The sequence below is a fragment of the Streptomyces sp. NPDC031365 genome (genome assembly GCF_055569765.1).
The window spans coordinates 24723-43377 of record NZ_JBVIIM010000022.1; the positions used below are offsets into that span (position 1 = coordinate 24723).

Below are 18655 nucleotides of genomic sequence, written 5' to 3' on the forward strand. Positions count from 1 at the left end.
CGACGTCGGTGTTCCGGTCGCCTTCATCGGCGACGGCGAACGGCCGCACCTGTAGCGGCAGACGGGGAGAGCGGGGGCCAGCTCATCGCGTACGGCGTCGGTGGGCGCGAGTACTCGGACACGCCGTGCGCCTGGCGGGTCAAAGCGGCTGATCAGCCGCAGCGCGGCGTTCTCGGTGGTCACGAGCTCGTGGACGGGCATGCTGCTCGCCGAGTAGCCCGGCTCCGTGCAGGACATCGCCGGGCGCTGAGCACCACCGTGATCATGGGCCCCGCAAGGCGGTGACCGGCGCGGATACAAGCGGCCTCGGTCAGGCAGCAGCCCACCAGCGGGACCTGCTGCGGAAAGCGCCGTACAGCCGTGGGCCACCAGCCGGAGGCGAACGCCCGCCGACCGGGGCCGCCGCTGCGGCGGTGGCCCCGGTCGGCGCCAGCACGGTCGGCACCGCCGGCGGCGGGTCCGGTGACCCGGGCCTCGACCGTGGCCAGGGCGGTTCGGGTCTCGGCTGCGATGCCGTACAGGGCAACCACCACGGTGTTGTGATGCGCGGTCAGGGTGCGGCGGCGGTGCCCACCGAGGCGGTGGGCACCCGGCTCGACGAGCACCAAGGCCAGGGCGGTGATTCGCCGACGGCCAGTTCGGCGTGTCCGGCGGTAAAGCGGGCGTACAGCCATGCGGCGGTGTTGAGCTTGTCGAACAGGGCGGGGACGTGGGCCGCCTCCCTGGCGAAGACGCCGCCTTCGCGGACCCCCAAGACGGCGAACTGCGCGACCTCGCCCTCGCCGCCAGTTGTCCAGGCGGCGATCCGCTCGGCCGTCTCGGCGTCGTCCATGCCGCACTCGCTGCTGCGGGCCAGCGTGGCGCACTCACGGAAACCGGGTTCTGGGCCGCGTGGTACAGAGAACAGTTCCGCAGGCCGCCTGTCCGGGCGGCTCGGATGCGGTCCAATGTCCACCCCCGCCCTGACTCGCCCTCACACCCGTGCCCTGGGCCTTGAGCTGGTTCTGGCCCGCCACAGGGCTGCCAGCCGCTCCGGGGCTCATCCACCTGGAATGACCTGCCAAAGACACACAGAGACGGCAGGCGGGCGGCGGCTTCGGTCGCTTCAGTCGCTCGGTCGCTGTGGCGTTCTTGGGACAGCGACCGAAGAGCAGCGACTGGGAGATGTTCGGTCGCTGCTTCGGTCTCATGAAAAAGTGCAGGTCAAGGGCATTGCCAGAAGCTTGCAGCGACTGAAGCGACTCAAGGCCCGGGTATATGAGTTCCTCATGTGTGCGTGTGTGCGTCATATATAGAAGCCTTGAGTCGCTTCAGTCGCTTTTTGATCTTTGGCAGAGCTCTGACCTGCGGTTTTTCTGATGACTCAGGACAGCGACCGAAGGCCTTTCAGTCGCTGGGTTTCTTGTTCAGTCGCTGTACCGTGCTTGCCGACGGAGGCAACGGACCGGACCGGTGTTCTTCCTTCGGTCACGTTCCACGACCTCGCGTGTCGGGTTGGATAGTCTGTGTCTGTCATTGAGTCGCTTCGGTCGCTGATGGGGGTGTGCGCGTGTCTGCTGAGCTGCGCTTTTCCTCCGGCGACCCTTGCCAGCTGCCGTCTGGGCCAGGGCCCTCGGTCTCTGGCGGACTAGCCACCGCCAGCTGGTGCGCGCGCCGCGGCTGGCCCGTACATCCCCTGGCGGCGGGACGCAAGACTCCGGTGGCCAACTGCGGTCACTGCCGTACAACGCCGCACTCTGCCGCGGAGTGCCCTTGTCTGCCCGTGGGGAGGTGGTGTCATGGCTTCCACGCGGCGACTCTCGATCAGCGGCGCATCGCCGACTGGTGGGGGACCCGTCCGGAGCTGGGCGTCGGTGTCGCCTGCGGACCGGCCCGGCTCGTCGTGATCGACATCGACGCGCATGCCTCCCAACCCCCCGGCCGGGGCCGGATCCTGCCCGGCATCCCGATCGCCGACCACGTGGACCTCACCGGCCTGGCGAACGGGTTCCACACCATCGCCGTCCTGGCCGCTCTGCGCGGGCGGCCCAGCCCCGCGGATGACGACACCACGCTGCGCGTCCGTACGCCCTCCGGCGGCCTGCACATCTGGTACCGAGCCACCGACAACCGCCGCTGGCACTGCTCCTCGGGATCGAGTCCGGGCCGCGCGCTCGCCTGGCAGGTCGACGTCCGCGCACACGGCGGGTACATCGTCGCTCCCGGAACCACCACCAAGCACGGCACTTACACCGCCGTCGGCGATGTACGCGAGCCAGCGGTCCTCCCGGCATGGCTCGCGCAGGAACTCGAACGCACCGGCCATCTGTCCGCCTCCACGATTCCGGCGCCTCGGTCCGTCCCACCGCGCGCCCGACAGGCCGTCCTTGCCGCAGGAGGTGGCCACGGCCTCACTCATCAGCGCCTGCTCGCTGCCGTTCTGGCGCCGGTCGAGGCCTGCGGTCAGGTGTCCGAAGGAGCGGGGTTCTCCGACGTCCTCAACCGTGCCGCCTACACGCTGGGCGGTCTGGTGGCCGCTGGGAGGCTCACCCAGGAGGATGCCGAGCGCGCGCTGGAGGAGACCGCGGCAGCCGCCCGTCCGGGTCAGGAGAGGCGCTCCGAACAGATCATCCGCAGCGGCCTGGCCGCAGGCCTCAAGCACCCTCTGCCCCCGCGGGGAGAGCGCCCGTGACAGCTCCCAGGAACGAGACGCTCTTCGATTTCGACCCCGATGCGGTCGCGGCCCAGATCCGGGCCCAGGGAGCCGTGCCCCTCCCGGCCCAGTCAGGTACCCAACCAGCGGCCGGCGAGGCGACAGCCTCGGGGCTGCTGCCCGACACCCTTACCGACCGGGGCAACGCCAAACTGTTCGTGCGGCTTTACGGGCGTGATTACCGGCATGTACCCGGCATCGGCTGGTACCGCTGGGACACCACGCGCTGGCAGATCGACGAGGACGACACCGTGCTGTGGGCGGCCGGTGACCTGGCCGAAGCTATCGCCGTCCAGGACCCGCGCGGTGTCCACAACGTTCAGGCGCTGCAGACGCACCGCCGCCGGGCGCTGTCCACCACGGGTATGAACGCGATGCTGGCGCAGGCAAAGTCGGCGCCAGGGATGGTCCTGAACGCCAGTCTCCTGGACGCCGATCCGTATGCCCTGTGCACCCCGGATGGCATCGTCGATCTGCGCACCAGCCTGGTCAAGTGCCCCGATCCGAACAAGGACTTCCACTCCCGTTCGACATCAGTGGGACCGGATCATGGACCTACTCCGCGCTGGATCCGCTTTCTGACCGACACCTTCGGTGATGACGCCGAGGGCCAGGAGATGATCGCGTATCTGCAGCTGCTGCTTGGGTACTCCATCACCGGTGACGTGGGAGGACAGGTCCTGCCCTTTCTGTTCGGCTACGGCAAGAACGGCAAGAGTGTCCTGCTGGACGTCCTGATGAAGCTCCTCGGTGACTATGCCGACGCCGCTCCGCCCGGCTTCCTCATGGCCCGCCCTTACGAGGGCCATCCCACGGATCTCGCGGAACTTCACGGCCGCCGGGTCATCGTCTGCTCCGAGGTCAAGCACGGCGACAAGTTCGACGAGGCGAGAGTCAAGCTCCTCACCGGTGGCGACCGGATCAAGGCCCGCCGCATGCGGCAGGACTTCTTCAGCTTCCAGCCCACCCACAAGCTGTGGCTGCTGGGCAACCACCGCCCCGAGGTCGGCACCGGCGGCTTCGCGTTCTGGCGCCGGATGCGTCTGATCCCCTTCGAACGCACCGTGTCCGACGACCGCAAGATCGACAATCTGGCCGACATCCTCGTCACCGAGGAGGGCCCCGGCATCCTCGGCTGGCTCATCGACGGCGCCCGCCGCTACCTCTCGGGCGACCGCGACCTGACCGGACCGGAACGGGTCCGTATCGCCACCACCGCTTACGCGGAAACCGAGGACCACACCGGCCGCTTCTACGACGAGTGCTGCCGCCTGGGCAGCGAACTGCGCGCGGAACAGACGGCGCTCTATGCTGCCTACCGGGCGTGGTGTCAGAGTGAAGGCGCGCCCGCGATGTCTTCACGTGCGTTCGCGGCTCGCACCCGGGAACTGGTCGGGCTGGCGTCGCCGAAGGAGATGATCTTGTCCAACCAGCGCAAGCACTACCCGGGTATCGGACTGCTCACCGAGGAAGAGGGGGAAGCGGCCTCATGAGCTCCCTGATCACTGAGGACGAGATCAGCCACGAAACGGACCTCGTCTGGCTGGAGGAGATCGGACCGCTCGACTACGTCCGCCAGAGCCTGGACCGGCTGCCCACCCGTGGTGGCAAACCGGCCTACCACCGTGATGGGCGCATGGTGGGCTACGCCCGGTTGAGCCGCGACGCGAAGGCTTCCCGTTCCTCGGGCACGTTCCGTCGTCGCGTCTTCTGGCTGCTGCCCCACGACCGCGATGCAGAACCGGAAGGTCTGTACGCCACAGGCGCACCGGCCGAGGCGGTTGACCCGCGCACGCTCGCCGCACGGGTCAGGGGTTACAAGACCGAACGCTCCGAGGGAGGGCCCCCCTCGACCGCCATGCGGGAACTCGGCATAACCCTCCCCCTGTGATCCGGTTCTTCCCGGTACTTTCTTCCGGCCTTCAACGGATGGGTCGGAAGGCGCGTATCCCTCATGACGAGGTCACGCTCGACCGTCGTCCTGGCACGTCCCTCATTCCCCGGTGGGGCGGTGCCGTCCGGGCACGGTCCGTCCTGCACCGCGGACCGTGCCCGTCCATGACGATCGCACCCGTTCACGACGGCCGGCGTGCGGCCACGGCGAGCAGGTCCGCGGCCGGGCCGACGAGCGACCGTCCGGCGGGCCATACCGCCCGCAGTGCACGGCGCAGTTCCACCCCCTCGATGTTCACCTTGACGAGCCGGCCGTCGGCGATGTCCGTGCGCACCGCCAGTTCGCTGATCACCGCGGGTGCGGTTCCGGCGATCACCGCCCCGCGTACGGCGGCTGCGGAGCCCAGTTCCAGCAACGGGCGGGTCTCCTCGGCCCCGGAGCGGCGCAGGGCCCGCTCCAGGGCCACCCGGGTCCCCGATCCCCGCTCCCGGACGACCAGCGGGGTGGCGGCCAGCTCACGGGCCAGCAGTGGTCTGCGGCGCCGTGCCCAGGGATGAGTGGGCGCCACCACAACGATCAGCCGGTCAGTGGCCACCGTTCTGCTGGTCAGTCCGCGGGGAACGTACGGCGATTCGATGAACCCGATCTCCACCGCGCCGCTGCGTAGCAGTTCGGGTACGTGCTCACTGTTGGTGACCCGCAGACCGACGTGCAGGTCGGGGTGGGCGCGACACAGTTCGCTGATCCAGGGCGGGACCAGGTACTCCGCCACCGTCATGCTGGCTGCCACCCGCAACGTGGCGTCGAGCTTGCTGCGTTGAGCCTCCACGCTGGTCATGAGCGCCGTGAGTTCGTCCAGGACGCGCTGTGCGCGGCCGGCGACCACCTGTCCGTCCGCGGTCAGAGTGGATCCGCGCCGGGTGCGCTCAATGAGGGCAAGACCCAGCCGACGCTCCAGTGTCGCCACCCGCTTGCTCGCCGAAGGCTGGGCGATGTCGAGTTCGGCGGCGGCCTTGCCGAGGCTGCCCCGCTCTCCGACGAGCACCAGCAGCCTCAGCGCTTCCAGATCCGGCAGACCACTCATGGCGCAAGCGTAGGAACAACCGTGCGGCGCGTCAGCCCACCGGGTCATTCGCCTTGGCTATGACCTCCTCACCAGGAGAGGGCTACCGGCCTGGTCAAAGCGCTGCCCACAGTGGTCACCATGAGTCACGACGGCAGTAGTACGGCTTCTGGTTGTGCCGAGGGACCGGCTGCGCGCACCACCGGCGCTAGTGCCGCCGTGTCCCGGAAGTCCTGGCGGGAGCGGCTCGGCGAGCGTGTACCGGGGCTGGTGCTCGCTGCGGGTGTCGCGGCCGTGGCGACGCTGGTGGGGACCTGGTTCCCCCTGGTCGGAGGGCCGGTCTCGGGCATCGTCATGGGTGTGGCACTGGCTGCGGTGCGACGGCCGGGCAAGCGGCTTCAGCCAGGGATCGCCACCGCCGGCCGGTTCGTCCTGCAGGTGGCGGTCGTGCTGCTTGGATGCCAGCTCTCCCTGACCCAGGTCGTGAGCGTGGGGGGAAGTTCGCTGCCGGTCATGCTGGGGTCGTTGGCGGCCTGTCTGGTGGCCGCGTACTTCGTCGGCCGCATGCTGGGCATAGGACGTGACCTGCGGACCCTGATCGGTGTGGGCACCAGCATCTGTGGTGCCTCCGCGATAGCGGCGGTCACACCGGTCATCGGGGCCGCGAGCGCCGACGTCGCCTACGCGGTGTCGACGATCTTCTTGTTCAACATTGCTGCGGTACTGGTCTTCCCGTTCTTGGGCCACTTGCTGGACATGAGCCAGCAGGCCTTTGGGCTTTTTGCCGGAACCGCCGTCAACGACACATCCTCGGTTGTCGCGGCAGCCGCCACCTTCGGTGACGAGGCCGGGCAGTACGCGGTCGTCGTGAAGCTCACACGTACGCTTTTGATCATACCGATCTGTCTGTGGTTGGCCGCACTGACCAAGCGCCGCGCCGTTGCGGCGGTCGCCGTCGTGGAGGGGGGTGCTCCTCGGCCTCGTCGCGCCGCGCTCGTGAACGTCGTCAGGCTGGTGCCCTGGTTCCTCGTCGGGTTCCTGTTGACCGCCCTGGTCAACACGCTCGGGCTCATTCCGGACCGGGCTCATCCCGCACTCGGCACACTCTCCGTGTTCCTCATCACGGTGTCCCTCTCCGCCATCGGGCTGATGACCGACCTGCGCGGTCTGCGCCGTGCGGGCGTCCGGCCCCTGCTGCTGGGAGCATGTCTGTGGGTCGTGGTTTCGGTCACCAGCCTTCTGCTGCAGTACCTGTCCGGCTCCTGGTGATGTGCCGGGCGTTAGATTTTGTTCCTGGGCCGTTCACAACGTGACGACGATGCTCTGTAGTCGTGTGAGTCCGCCGGCGGGCTGCGGCGATGCCGCGAAGGAGGCCGGCAGAGTCGCGAGCGATACGAGTAGCACGCGGGCGTGGTGAGTGAGGAAGAAGGACTTCCCGCCTGCTCCTCCACGATCCGCCCCGTCCCTTCGACTCCGCCTAGTTCGGGGCATACCCGCAGAGAGTTCCCGGCAGCAGGTTATGCCGGTGCGCGAGTGCTGCGAAGTTGGCGGGGTAAGCGTGGTGCGGCATTGCACGGCGCTTCGGAAGTGAGGCGGGTCCATGGATACTGCTGTCCCAAACGAGGGCCGGCAGCCGCTCACCGACCCTCCGATCGCGGCCTCCGCCACGTTCGAGGGCAGCGCGGAGATCGCCGAGGCCCGTGACATGGCCCGCGGCTTCCTCACGGCTGTGCAGGCAGAGCATGGGCTGCCGGTGTCGGCGCGGGCGATGGGCATGGTGCAGCTGGTGGTGAGCGAGCTTGTCACCAACTCCCGCAAATACGCGCCCGGCCCGTGCCTGCTGGACCTGGAAATCATCGAGGGTGCCGTCCGGATCACCGTGTGGGACAGCGACACCACGCTGCCGTCGGTGCTAGCAGCCGACGCGGAACGGGTCGGTCAGCACGGTCTGGAGATCGTCATGGCGGTGTCCCAGACCTTCTCCATCTACCAGGAGCCGGTGGGTAAGCGGATCTCCGTGTCCGTCGTGCTCGCCGACGACCCCGGCGGGGACGACGCCGGCCTTCAGGCCATGTGACGTCCACGGCTGGGTCTTCTAGCCGGGTCGGGCCAACCTATGCGCCAAGGTTACTCACAATCGGGAATCCGTACGGCTGCTCATGTCGCCCGCGCTTCTGCCCCCTGCGTTTGTTCGGTCGTCAACTTCCTTCTGTTCTCAGCGCGTTCACCCGTGGGGTGTGCGACCTCCCTGTCGTGAACCGTGGTCCTCCACTCACCGTTCCGGCGATGAGAGGTCCCGGTGGCGGTACCGGGCAGTACCGGAGGAGAGGGACACATCCCAGTGAACATCATGCTGACGGCCGTGGCCGCGGTCTGTGGAGCAGTCTTCCTGGTCAGCGGTGGGGGGCAGATCGTGGGCCGAGGAGTACCCCGTACCCCCGCTGACGCGTGCGGCTTCTCCCCGGCCGCGTGCCGGGGCATCGGGGTCCTGGAGCTGCTGGGCGGCGCCGGGCTGTTGTCCGGGTACTTCGTCACCGCCTTCGCGGTCGCCGCTGCCGGGGGCATGTTCCTGCTCGCCGCCGCCGCCTTCACCTATCACGACAGCTACGAGGAGAGCGGGCTGCGCCTGTGGGCACCCATGGTGACAGCCGCGATCATGCTGTGCCTGTGCGTGGGCCTTCCGCTGAGCAACGCGGGCTGAGCCCGGCCGGCACACGACCTGACCAGGTTCTGTGCCGGCCGGGCTCCCGACCGCAGAGTCCCCACCTCGGTCCCCACCTGGGCTCGTCCGCCGCGGTCGGTGTCGAGCCGGCACACTGTGCCGGTCTTTGCGGCCCCGGCAGAAGCAGTACGCACTGCCGGGGCCGTTCCACGCACGGACGGGGGTCCCGCGCGCGGAGTCACAAGGGCCGGGAGGATGTGCTTTCGTCCCTGTGGGGCGATGCCGCCCCGGCCGTCCACACTCGGCACAACGGCCGGCGCAGCGGTTCGGTTCACCGGTTGTGCCGATGAGTTCCGCGTCCCGCCCGGCCGTGACCCTCAGGCCCCTTGCATCCCCCGTTCCTCCAGTGCTTTGCGCAGAGCGCGTATGGCGTAGAAGGCGCGGCTCTTGACGGTGCCGGGCGGGATGCCAAGATGCTCGGCGGTCTGCGCCACGCTGCACTCCCGGTAGTACATGAGCCTGATCACGGTCTGCTGCTGCTCGTTGAGGTCCTGCAAGGCGTTCAGCACCACGTGGAGGGTGAGTGCGTGATCGGGGTGCTCCCAGGTGGTGTCGAGCTCCTCGATCGGCATCAGTTCCAGGGGACGGAGCGCGCGGGCCCGGTGATGGTCCGTGACCAGGTTCTTGACCACGGTGAACAGCCACGGCCGCATGTGCTCGTCGTGGCTCTTCAGGAACGTGGCGTGTTTCCAGGCGCGCGCCACCGTCTCCTGGAGGATGTCCTCGGCCTTGTGCCAGTCGCCCCCCAGCAGCCGTGCCGCGTAGCGCAGCAGCAGGGGGCCGTGCCGGTCGTAGACCGTCCGCACGAGGGCGTGGTGGTCGTCGTCCGGTGTGCAGTGCAGGGTGGGTGTCGGGCTGGGAGCGAGGCGGACGCGTCCCGCCTTTACAGTTCCCGTCATGGGTGGTGCCCCATCGTCTTCCGCCGGTGGTCAGGTGGCGTGCCTCCCCTGCGGAGCAAGAGAGCGCGATCAATACTCTCCGGACACCGTTGGTCAAAGGTTGTCGCTTGTTTGTCGCGGTGTCCGCGTCTGCTCTTCCCTACCGGGGATGTCCAACGGCGGGGCCCGGCGACGGAGGCGGACGACGAGCGTGCACCGCAGATGACCTGACACTCTGTCGGCACGTTCCCTTCGGCTGTTTCCGGCGGTCTGCCATGTCACCACTTGAAGTCCCCATCTCCTTCAAGCGCGTGCTCACGTCGCCGGTGCGGCGCCGGCCCGTCAGCGTGGTCTTCTCCTCCCGCGGTCCGGAGACCGACCGCTTGCTGAGCAGAATGCGGCCCTACCAGGTCATGCCGGTCCGCTCCCGCTCCTGGGGCTCGGAGCAGGCGTACCAGGACATGCTGGGCGCCGTGTATCCCCTGGTCGTGCTGAACCTGGCGGAGGAGGCGAAGGACGCCGGTCCGGAGCGGGCCGTGCGGGTGTTGAGCAGCTTCTCCGCCGTCACCGTGCTGACCGCCGGTCGCACCGACCCGGTGCGTCGGCTGCTGGCCGGGGCGGTCAACGTGCTGCCCCGCGACCTGCCGTTCAGGGAACTGGCCAGCCGGCTCTCCGCCGAGCGTCGCCGGCTGGAGCTCTCCGGTCCCGGCAGTGGCCGGAGCTTCCCCCGGGACGTGCGTCGGGCACCGGGGACGCGGCAGAGATCCCAACGCGTGCTGTTCCATCTGCTGTCCTCGGCGGCGCGTCCGCTGTGCTGCCAGGACCTGTGCCTGCTTCTCGGCGGCGCGGACGCCCCCTTGCCGCGACGAGCGCTGCAGGCACGCACGAACCGTCTGGACGAGCGCCTCGCGGAGCACGGGAAGGCCGTGCGCAGCACGGTCGAATGGGGCCGGAGGACGTACCGGGGGATCCACGACGGGCACCGGTGAGGCAAAGAGGTGGTGAACGCCGGTCTGCCGGCCCGGCATGATCTCGTTACACTCCGACCGTGGTGGACATCGGCTGGCTGGAAAGCTTCCTGGCGCTCGTCGAGCACGGCGGTTTCACGCGTGCCGCGGAGGCTCAGCACGTGAGCCAGCCCGCCTTCAGCCGCCGGATCCGCGCGCTGGAGATCTGGTTCGGTGAGCCGTTGGTGGACCGCTCGACCTATCCCGTGAGCCTGACACCGGCGGGTGTGAAGGTCCGTGCCGGCGCGATCGAGACCGTGGCCGCCATCAGTGCCGTCCGGGACGAGATCCGCGGCCGGCAGCGGGCGCCGAGAGGCGCCGTGCGGGTCGCCGTCACCCACTCGCTGGCGACCACATTCTTCGCCCAATGGTGGGCGCGCTGCGGCGAGGGGAGCCCGGTGCCGTGCGTCCTGCTGCCGTCCAACACGCTCGACGCCTACGACGCGTTGTTCCACGGTGGCTGCGACCTGCTGCTCGCCTACGCCGACCCCGCGCTGCCGCTGAGCATTCCGGTCGCCGACGTGGAGTGGATGGTGCTGGCGGAGGACGTCCTGGCGCCGTACACCTCGGTGACCGGCGGACAGCCCGACTTCTCGGTGCCCGGTAGCGCCGCCCGTCCCGTCCCGTCGGTCACGCACAGCCAGGGCGCGTTCCTCGGCCGCGTGACCGAGCGGATCCTCGCGGAGCGGGACCTGCATCTTCTGCCGGTCGCCCAGAGCGACTTCACTTCCGGGCTGGCTGCGCTCATCGGGGCGAGGCTGGGCATCGGCTGGCTGCCCGGCCGGCTGGTGACCGCCGAGCTCGCCGCCGGCACTCTGCGGCAGGTGGGTGACCCGTCGCTGACGGCGAGACTCGAAATCCGGCTGTACCGTGTCCCGTCCGACAAGGTGCCCGCCCGTGCGGCCGCCATCTGGCACCGCGCCGCCGAGCTCGCTGAGGGCGGCGCCTGACTATCCGCCGGTTCCCCGGCCGTCGCCCGCCCCAGGGAGCAGACACTCGCGGACCACCGCGTCGGCCAGCAGATCGGTGGGATCGAGGAGGGCCGCCCCGCTCGCCTCAACCAAGTACCGTGCCGCCAGCGGTAGTTCGGTGCACGCGAGGACGATCAGCGGTGCGTCGTTCCCCGACATGGCATGCACCGCCTTGTCCAGGTGCACGCCGGCCGCCTCGGGGTCGCCTTGCTTGACCTTCTTGATCGCGAGATCCACCTGTACCTGTGTGGACTCTCCCGGCAGGGCCACGCCGAACCGCGCTTCCAGGAGCCGGTTCTGGTAGAGGCCGGAGGCGATCGTCGCGCGGGTGCCGAGCAGCCCGACGCTGCCCACCGTCCCGGCCCGCCGCGCGAGTTCGGCCACCGTCTCGGCCACCATGTCGAGGAACCGCAGGCCCGAGTCCTTGACGAGAGCCGGCAAGAAGGCGTGCGCGGTGTGGCAGGGAATCACGGCCAGGGTCGCGCCGAGGTCGCGCAGACGGTTCGCTCCGGCCAGCATCGCGGGGTAGGGGTCGGTGCCGCTGCCGTTCCCGAGCACGGCCCCGACGCGGTCGGGAACGGTCGGGTCGGCCCAGATCGCGACCCGGAGGTGGTCCTGGTCACGGGTCACGGGGGTCCGGATGATCAGCTTGGCGTAGAACTCGGCGGTGGCCGCCGGACCCATCCCGCCCAGGATGCCCACCAGATGGTCGTGCGCATTCACGGCGTCTGGAACGTGGACCGGTAGCCGAACAGGGCCGCGCTTCCGCCGGTGTGCAGGAAGACGACGTTCTCGTCGGGGGAGAAGAGGCCGTCGGCTATGTTGCCGATGAGTCCGGCGAATCCCTTCCCCGAGTACACCGGATCGAGCAGGATGCCCTCGCAGGAGGCGACGAGCCGGACCGCGTCGACCATGGAGTCCGTCGGCACTCCGTAGCCGCCACCGACCCAGCGGTCGTCGACCAGAACGTCCTCCCGCGTGACCGCGCCCTCGGCGCCGATGAGAGCCGCCGTGCGTTCGGCGAGGCCGAACACGGCGTTGATCTGGGCCTCTTCGGGCTGGCGCACACTGACGCCGAGCACCTTCGCCGAACTGTTCATCGCCCGCAGTCCCGCGACGAGGCCCGCCTGCGTCCCTGTACTGCCGGTGCCGTGCACGACCCAGTCGACGGCGACGGGAGCCGCCTCGATCTCCTGGGCGCACTGGACGTAGCCGACCGCGCCCAGCGGGTTCGATCCGCCGCCGGGGATCACATACGGCCGTCTCCCCTCCGCGCGCAGCTCGTCGGCCAGCAGTTCCATGGCCTCCTGCATGTCGGTCCCGGCCGGTACCCGGTCGACGACCTCCGCGCCGAGCAGCTCGTCGAGGAGCACGTTGCCGGAGAGTTCGTACTCGTCGTCCCGCGTCTGGCGCTTCTCCAGGAACAGCTTGCACTCCATGCCGGCCCGGGCCGCCGCCGCGGCGGTCTGCCGGGCGTGGTTCGACTGGGTGGCACCCTGCGTGATGAGTACGTCGGCGCCCTGCTGGACCGCCTCCCCCACCAGGAACTCCAGCTTGCGTGTCTTGTTGCCGCCGGTCGCCAGCCCCGTGCAGTCGTCACGCTTGATCCACAGTTCCGGCACCGAGGTGTAGCTCTGGCGCAAGTGCGCGGTCAGGCGTTCCATCGGTTCGAGAGCCGTCGGGAAATGCCCCAGTGGAAAGCGCGCGAAACGTGCCGTCTGGACCATGGAATGCTCCCCTTCGCGATGAGTGGATGAATGTGCCAACAGTTAAGGCCTTGCCGGAACCGCTGTCCAATGTCGGTTCCGGCAGGGGTCATGCACACCATGCATGGATGTTTCCCCGTGCTTGACCTGAGCCGCGTCGGCGCGCCAAATGACACGTCACCGGCAAGGGAAAGGACCTGTTGCTCATGTCGCATTCGAAACCTGTGGTCGCGGTGAATGCCGGCCGCATCGAGAACCGCAGACGGAAGATCTCGATGCCGCCCCTCGGCGTGCAGGTGCTGATCGCGCTTGTGGTCGGAGCTCTGCTCGGCCTGGTCGCGCCGGCCTTCAGCGACCAGCTGAAGATCATCGGGGACGCGTTCATCAGGCTGATCAAGATGACCATCGTTCCGCTGATCTTCCCGCTCATCGTCGTGTCCATAGCGCGGCTGGAGTCGGCGAAGACGGTGGGCCGCATGGCCACCAAGGCGATCCTCTACTTCGAGATCGTCACGACGGCGATCCTCGTGGTCACCCTGTTCCTGGCCTTCTTCTCGGGCATCGGGAAGGGCGTGAGTCTTGGCTCTGTGGATCCCGCCGACACGGAGGGCATCGGGAGGGACATCGACCTGGCGGAGCTGTTCCTCCACATTATTCCCGAGAACGTCTTCGCGTCGGCCGGCGAGGGGGAGCTGCTGTCGATCCTCTTCTTCGCGGTCTTTCTCGGAATGGCGCTGACGAAGATCGGGGACAAGGCCAAACCGGTGGTCGCCGTCTTCGACGCCGTCGCCGATGCCGTGTTCCAGATGATCGGCTGGATCATCAAGCTGACTCCGCTGGCCGTCGTCGCGTTCGTCGCCTACAACACCGCACACTACGGCTGGGACCTGGTGGTCAAGCTGGCGGTGTTCGTCGTCGTCTTCTACGCCGCCGTGCTCGTGGTGCTCGTCGTGCTGTTCCCGGTCATCGCCATGGTGTTCCGGGTTCCGTACGTCGCGATGCTGCGCGCGGTCGGGGACCTGCTGTTCCTGTCGTTCGTGACGCGCAGTTCCGAAGTGGTGCTGGCGCCTCTGATCGAGCGGCTCGACAAGTTCGGTGTGGACCGTAAGGTCTCCTCGTTCACGCTGCCCCTCGGCTACTCCTTCAACGCCGACGGTGCCACCATGTACGAGGGACTGGCGGTCGTCTTCCTCGCGCACGCCTACGGCGTGGAGCTGACGATCCCACGCCTGCTGACCACGCTCCTGGTGCTGATGCTGCTGACCAAGGGCATCGCGGGCGTGCCCTCCGCCTCGATCGTCGTGCTCTTCTCCGCGGGGTCGGTGATCGGCCTGCCCGCGGAGGGCATCGCCGTCCTGCTGGCGATCGACTTCGTGGTCGACATGGCGCGCACCGGCCTGAACGTCACCGGCAACTCGCTCGCCGCTCTCGTGATCGCGAAGTCGGAGGGACAGTTCCACCCCCGGGCGAAGGCCACCGCCGGCCCCGTCCCGGACCCCACCGACACCGACACCGACGCGCAGACCGTCGCGACCGGTCCCGTCGGTGGACGGAGTGACGCCTGACCGCGGACCGTACTGCCGACGGGTCTCCCCGTACTTCTCACGGATGACGGCCCGGGCCGGTACCACGACCGTGATCGGGGTCGCCGGCGTGTGCGTGGCCGATGCCTGTGATCCAGTCGCATCGGCACCGCCGACCCCCATTCTGTGATCCTGAACGTGCCCGTGTCACCGCCACCGCGGTGCTCGGGCCGTCGGCGTGACCGCGCACCGACCACCGCGCCGACAGCGGCATGACCTGGGAGGTCCCGACCGCAATGGCAAACTTTCCCGCTCCTTCAACACCGGTGGCGGGACCTGCGTATCCCCTGATGACCACATCGTCTCCGGAAATGGGAAGCACCATGACGTTCTGGCGCGCATCGAATGTGGGCGGCAGTGTCGGTGAGTGGTAGCCCTGTGAAATGGCTGCGCGGCCGGTTCGCGTCGAAGGAGGCCGAACCGACCGCACTGCGCACCGAACGTGAGGTGGAGGCCGCCTACGATCTCTACGGCGGTGAACTCTTCGGGTTCGCGTACAAGGCACTGGATGATCGCCAGCTCGCCGAGGACGTGGTCCAGGAGACCTTCGTCCGCGCCTGGAAGTCGCCCCGCGGTTTCGATCCGGACCAGGGCAGCATGCGGACCTGGCTGTTCGCCATCGCCCGGAACGGAGTGGTGGACGCCATACGGCGGCGCAAGGTCCGCGAGGGAACCGGCTACTCCTCGTGGGACGCCGTGTCCGAGTCGTCCTCGGCGTTCGACCCCGTCGATCAGCTTCTCGAGCGCATTCAGCTCGGGGAGGCGCTGGAGCGGTTGACCCCGCAGCACAGGGAGGCAGTGGTGGAGGTGTACTTCGGCGGCCGTACCTGCGCCGAGCTCGGCGCGGAGCTGGGGGTCTCGGCCTCCACCATGCGCAGCCGCCTCTACTACGGTGTGCGCGCGCTGCGGCTTGTCCTGGAGGAGAACGGGTGGCTGGCACCATGAACAAGGAATGCTTCCCCTTCCGCCCCCTGCTGACCGAGCACCTGCTTCTGGGAACTCCGCTTCCGGAGGATCTGGCACGGCATCTCGACCGGTGCCCGGACTGCACCCGCGAGGCCGCCGAGCTCGACGACGTGGTCCGTACCCTGCAGCGGTCCGACCCGTTCGCCGACTGGGCGGGCGCACGAGGAGCCGCCGCCAAGGCGCGGCCCTCCAAGGACCTCGGCGACCGCATCCGCCAGGTCGTGGCCGACCCGAAGCCCGTCCGGCCCAGGTTCCGCCGCCGCGTCGCCCTGGGTGTGGCCGCCGCCTTCGTCACCGCGGCCGCGGTGGCCGTCCCCCTCGGGCTGGAGGAGGACCAGCCTGCCCCTACCACAGCGGTGGTGCTGGTCCGTGAGGGAAAGATGATCGACCACCCCTGGGGCACCGAGGTACCGGTGTCCCTGTCGGGTCTTGAGAAGGGTGAGACCTACCGGATGGTGACCGTCAACGCCGACGGCACGCGCGTCCCGGGCGGCAGTGTCCGGGACGATTCCGGTGAGCAGGTGTCCACCCGCATGGTGACGGCCATGCCCAAGGACACCATCACCGCCCTGATCGTCGAGGACGAGGACGGACGCGTGGTGACCCACGTATCCGTCGTGCCCCCTCCGTCCCCCTCTGCGTCCCGGCCGGCCTGACGGCCCTGCCCCCCCGACTCCCTGACGCCTGGACCGCTCCGGGTGGTCGGACGGTCCGCCGTGCCTGGAAACCTCGGCGGTCCGCCATGCCACGAAAACGGGGCTCCGCCCTGCCCAAAAACAGACAATGGAGAAAACGAATGCCTACTGTGCGCCGTGCCACCTGGATGCTGATCGCCGCGCTGGGAGTCGGAGGCGGCGGGCTGGCCGCCACGTCCATCGCACAGGCCAGCCCGGAGACCGCGTCCACCGAGGCCACTGCCGCCTCCAAGCAGCGCCCGATCCCGATCACGGGCCGGGACCGTCTTTACGCGGCCGACCAGTCGTCCAACACGGTCTCGGTGATCGACCCCTCCACCAACAAGACGCTGGGCACGATCGCGCTGGGCGACCAGCGGGTGGGCAGCACGTTCAGCCCGCAGTACAGCGGCGACTCGGGAGTGCACGGTCTGGCGTACTCGCCCGATCGCCGGCTGCTGGCCGTGGTGAGCGTCACGAGCAACACCGTCCACATGGTCGACACCAGGACCAACAAGGTCCTCAACACCACCGATGTGGGCCGCGCGGCCCACGAGGGCAGCTTCACGGCCAACGGCAAGGAGTTCTGGGTCGCCAACCGGGGCCGTGACACGGTCTCGGTCGTCGACACCAGGCGCGGCGGAGTCACCGCCACCGTGCGCGTAGGCGACGGACCGTCGAAGGTGCTGATGAGCCCCGACGGCCGGCATGCGTACGTCAACTTCACCAGCAAGTCCGAGATCAGCGTCATCGACGTGCGCACCCGCCGGGTTGTGGACCGCATCACCGGTCTCGGCGCCACCTTCTCCTCCGACCAGGCCATCTCCGCCGACGGCAAGCGCCTGTGGGTGTCGCACAAGCGTGACGGCATGATCACGGTGGTGGACCTCCGGCGCGGGAAGGTGGTCACGGTCCTCAACACCGGCCCCGACACCAACCACCCGCAGTTCATCGACAACCGCAAGGGCAAGTTCGTCTACCTGACCATGGGCGGGCTGGACGAGACCTGGGTCTACAAGAGGACCGGCGGCGCTCCCGAGCTCATCACCAAGATCAAGAACAACGGGCACGCGCCCCACGGTGCCTGGGGCAGCGGTGACGGCTCCCGTCTGTACGTCGGCCTGGAGAAGTCCGACGCGGTGGACGTCATCGACACGGTCACCAACAAGGTGGTCGACACCATCGCCTCGGGCCAGGAGCCGCAGGCCATCGTCTACGCCCCCCGCGCCACCGACCGGCCCGGCAGTGCGCCGAACCTCGGCGACCAGGGCCTCGGCCAGCAGGCCCACGACGTGCCGACCATGCTGCCGAACGGCAAGCGCGGTGACACCCTCGACCCGGTCAAGGGCCGCACCCTGGAGGCCACAATCCGCCCGGTGAACGGGCTGGACATGATCCAGCTCCAGGCACGGGGCCTGAAGCCGGACACCGTCTACCAGGCCTACTCCGTGGACGCCGACGGCAAGCGGACCCCGCTGCGTTCGTTCCCCACCGACAAGGGCGGCAAGACGCCCATGGCGCTCTCCTTCGGCGCGTTCAACGGCGAGAGCATCGCCATCGAGGTCAAGGGAGAGGTGACCCCCGTCCAGAAGGCGAACTTCGCCGCACAGGCCAGCGGGCACGGTCACGCGGTCAAGACCACCGACCTCCTGTACTGCGACTGCTGCTGAGCCGGTCCGCAACCGAAAGGACGTACACCATGCCCCGCCGCACTCGACGGCACATCGCCTCCCTGGTCACCGTCGCCGCCGGTGCGGCGGGCGCAGTCATGCTCGCCTCCGGAGCCGCCGCCGCCCATGTGTCGGTGACCGGCGACGTCATCCCCGGAAAACCGGCCACGCTCGAGTTCCGCGTCCCCAGCGAACTGGCCGACGCCACCACGGTCCGCGTCGCCGTCGTCGTCCCGCCGGAGCTCGAGGTCACCGGCGTGCCGGCGGTGGAGGGCTGGACCGGGAAGAAGACCGCCGGCCCCGCCGACGAGGGCACCCGGCTGCTCTGGACGGCGAAACCCGGCTACGACATCCCGCCCAAGGAGAGCGGGACCTTCACGGTGAAGGTGGGCGCCGTACCCGACCGGTACTCCCTCGACTTCCCCGCCGAACAGACCTACTCCAACGGCACGATCGCCACCTGGGACGAGCCGGTGGCCGGCGGCGAGGACCCGGACTTCCCCGTACCGGTCCTCACCGTCAACCCGGAGGCCGACCCGCCGCCCGCCACCACCGGCGGTGACTCGCCGGAGGCCGCCGCCGGGAAGGCCTCCCCCGCGCCGACCGTCGCGGCCACGCCGACACCGCCGGCCGTCGCCGCCGAGGACTCCGGGTCCTCCCTCGGCCTCGTCGCGGGGATCGGCGCCGCGGCCGCGGCGGCCGCAGCCGCAGCCGCCGTCCTGCTGCGACGGCGCAGGTCCCGGGGTGTGCCGCACTCGTAGCAGCCCCGTACAGGTCCGGCCCCCGAAGAACACTCGGCCACGGTTTTGCCCCGACTCCCCGAAAAGGC

At 69.1% G+C, this 18655-nt stretch carries 18 protein-coding genes; 13 read left to right on the forward strand and 5 right to left on the reverse strand.

All coding sequences use genetic code 11. The annotated features are described in order from the left end of the window. Positions 1 to 550 precede the first annotated feature (550 nt). Entirely contained in the window at positions 551 to 832 is a 282-nt protein-coding gene (locus tag ACZ5C2_RS27470; RefSeq protein ID WP_468796693.1) for a hypothetical protein, read from the reverse strand. Between the two features lie 759 nt (positions 833 to 1591). On the opposite strand from ACZ5C2_RS27470, the gene ACZ5C2_RS27475 reads away from it, so the two are divergent. From ACZ5C2_RS27475 to ACZ5C2_RS27485, 3 genes are read left to right on the forward strand one after another with little or no spacing between them, the layout of a single operon-like run. Then, a complete protein-coding gene (locus ACZ5C2_RS27475; RefSeq protein WP_468796906.1) occupies positions 1592 to 2671 on the forward strand; it encodes a bifunctional DNA primase/polymerase in 1080 nt (359 codons plus the stop codon). Next, positions 2668 to 4185 (forward strand): DNA primase family protein, encoded by a 1518-nt coding sequence (locus tag ACZ5C2_RS27480; protein WP_468796696.1) that lies wholly within the window; start codon positions 2668 to 2670, stop codon positions 4183 to 4185. Before ACZ5C2_RS27475 ends, ACZ5C2_RS27480 begins: the two co-directional genes overlap by 4 nt. After that, positions 4182 to 4583, forward strand: a complete 402-nt coding sequence (locus ACZ5C2_RS27485) for a DUF6009 family protein (RefSeq protein ID WP_451776863.1) — start codon at positions 4182 to 4184, stop codon at positions 4581 to 4583. Before ACZ5C2_RS27480 ends, ACZ5C2_RS27485 begins: the two co-directional genes overlap by 4 nt. A gap of 184 nt (positions 4584 to 4767) precedes the next feature. On the opposite strand, the gene ACZ5C2_RS27490 is transcribed toward ACZ5C2_RS27485, so the two are convergent. After that, positions 4768 to 5670: a LysR substrate-binding domain-containing protein gene (locus ACZ5C2_RS27490; RefSeq protein WP_468796699.1), complete on the reverse strand. Its 903-nt coding sequence runs from the start codon at positions 5668 to 5670 to the stop codon at positions 4768 to 4770. 120 nt (positions 5671 to 5790) lie between these two features. Between ACZ5C2_RS27490 and ACZ5C2_RS27495 the strand changes: the two genes are divergently transcribed. The 3 genes from ACZ5C2_RS27495 to ACZ5C2_RS27505 all read left to right on the forward strand — a co-directional run bounded on the left by ACZ5C2_RS27495 (position 5791) and on the right by ACZ5C2_RS27505 (position 8350). Continuing rightward, entirely contained in the window at positions 5791 to 6918 is a 1128-nt protein-coding gene (locus ACZ5C2_RS27495) for a YeiH family protein (RefSeq protein ID WP_468796703.1), read from the forward strand. Between the two features lie 331 nt (positions 6919 to 7249). Beyond that, positions 7250 to 7726 carry an ATP-binding protein gene (locus tag ACZ5C2_RS27500; protein ID WP_468796706.1) on the forward strand — a complete coding sequence of 159 codons (477 nt, stop codon included), beginning with the start codon at positions 7250 to 7252 and terminating at the stop codon, positions 7724 to 7726. 273 nt (positions 7727 to 7999) lie between these two features. Beyond that, on the forward strand, positions 8000 to 8350 hold the full coding sequence (locus ACZ5C2_RS27505; protein ID WP_468796909.1) for a DoxX family protein: 351 nt from the start codon (positions 8000 to 8002) through the stop codon (positions 8348 to 8350). A 338-nt stretch (positions 8351 to 8688) separates the two neighbouring features. Here ACZ5C2_RS27505 and ACZ5C2_RS27510 read toward each other — a convergent pair whose 3' ends face one another. After that, positions 8689 to 9270 (reverse strand): sigma-70 family RNA polymerase sigma factor, encoded by a 582-nt coding sequence (locus ACZ5C2_RS27510; protein ID WP_468796709.1) that lies wholly within the window; start codon positions 9268 to 9270, stop codon positions 8689 to 8691. 254 nt (positions 9271 to 9524) lie between these two features. Here ACZ5C2_RS27510 and ACZ5C2_RS27515 point away from each other — a divergent pair, with 254 nt between their 5' ends. After that, the gene (locus ACZ5C2_RS27515; RefSeq protein ID WP_468796711.1) at positions 9525 to 10238 is read left to right on the forward strand and encodes a hypothetical protein; all 714 of its coding nucleotides are present in this window, start codon (positions 9525 to 9527) and stop codon (positions 10236 to 10238) included. A gap of 59 nt (positions 10239 to 10297) precedes the next feature. Next, positions 10298 to 11206 carry a LysR family transcriptional regulator gene (locus ACZ5C2_RS27520; RefSeq protein ID WP_468796713.1) on the forward strand — a complete coding sequence of 303 codons (909 nt, stop codon included), beginning with the start codon at positions 10298 to 10300 and terminating at the stop codon, positions 11204 to 11206. Here ACZ5C2_RS27520 and cuyB read toward each other — a convergent pair whose 3' ends face one another. Both cuyB and cuyA read right to left on the reverse strand, forming a co-directional pair. Then, a complete protein-coding gene (gene cuyB, locus ACZ5C2_RS27525; RefSeq protein ID WP_468796716.1) occupies positions 11207 to 11950 on the reverse strand; it encodes a cysteate racemase in 744 nt (247 codons plus the stop codon). After that, a complete protein-coding gene (gene cuyA, locus ACZ5C2_RS27530; RefSeq protein WP_468796719.1) occupies positions 11947 to 12954 on the reverse strand; it encodes a D-cysteate sulfo-lyase in 1008 nt (335 codons plus the stop codon). The genes cuyB and cuyA overlap by 4 nt, the downstream gene beginning before the upstream one ends. Positions 12955 to 13139: 185 nt before the next feature. On the opposite strand from cuyA, the gene ACZ5C2_RS27535 reads away from it, so the two are divergent. The 5 genes from ACZ5C2_RS27535 (at position 13140) to ACZ5C2_RS27555 (ending at position 18587) form a co-directional block, all read left to right on the forward strand. After that, entirely contained in the window at positions 13140 to 14498 is a 1359-nt protein-coding gene (locus ACZ5C2_RS27535) for a dicarboxylate/amino acid:cation symporter (RefSeq protein WP_468796722.1), read from the forward strand. Between the two features lie 381 nt (positions 14499 to 14879). Continuing rightward, complete coding sequence (locus ACZ5C2_RS27540; RefSeq protein ID WP_451771328.1) at positions 14880 to 15461, forward strand: sigma-70 family RNA polymerase sigma factor; 582 nt, start codon at positions 14880 to 14882, stop codon at positions 15459 to 15461. After that, positions 15446 to 16138, forward strand: coding sequence for a hypothetical protein (locus ACZ5C2_RS27545; protein WP_468796725.1), 693 nt, complete (start codon positions 15446 to 15448; stop codon positions 16136 to 16138). The genes ACZ5C2_RS27540 and ACZ5C2_RS27545 overlap by 16 nt, the downstream gene beginning before the upstream one ends. 140 nt (positions 16139 to 16278) lie before the next feature. Next, a complete protein-coding gene (locus tag ACZ5C2_RS27550) occupies positions 16279 to 17826 on the forward strand; it encodes a YncE family protein (RefSeq protein WP_468796728.1) in 1548 nt (515 codons plus the stop codon). Between the two features lie 29 nt (positions 17827 to 17855). Further along, complete coding sequence (locus ACZ5C2_RS27555; protein ID WP_468796731.1) at positions 17856 to 18587, forward strand: DUF1775 domain-containing protein; 732 nt, start codon at positions 17856 to 17858, stop codon at positions 18585 to 18587. Positions 18588 to 18655 lie beyond the last annotated feature (68 nt).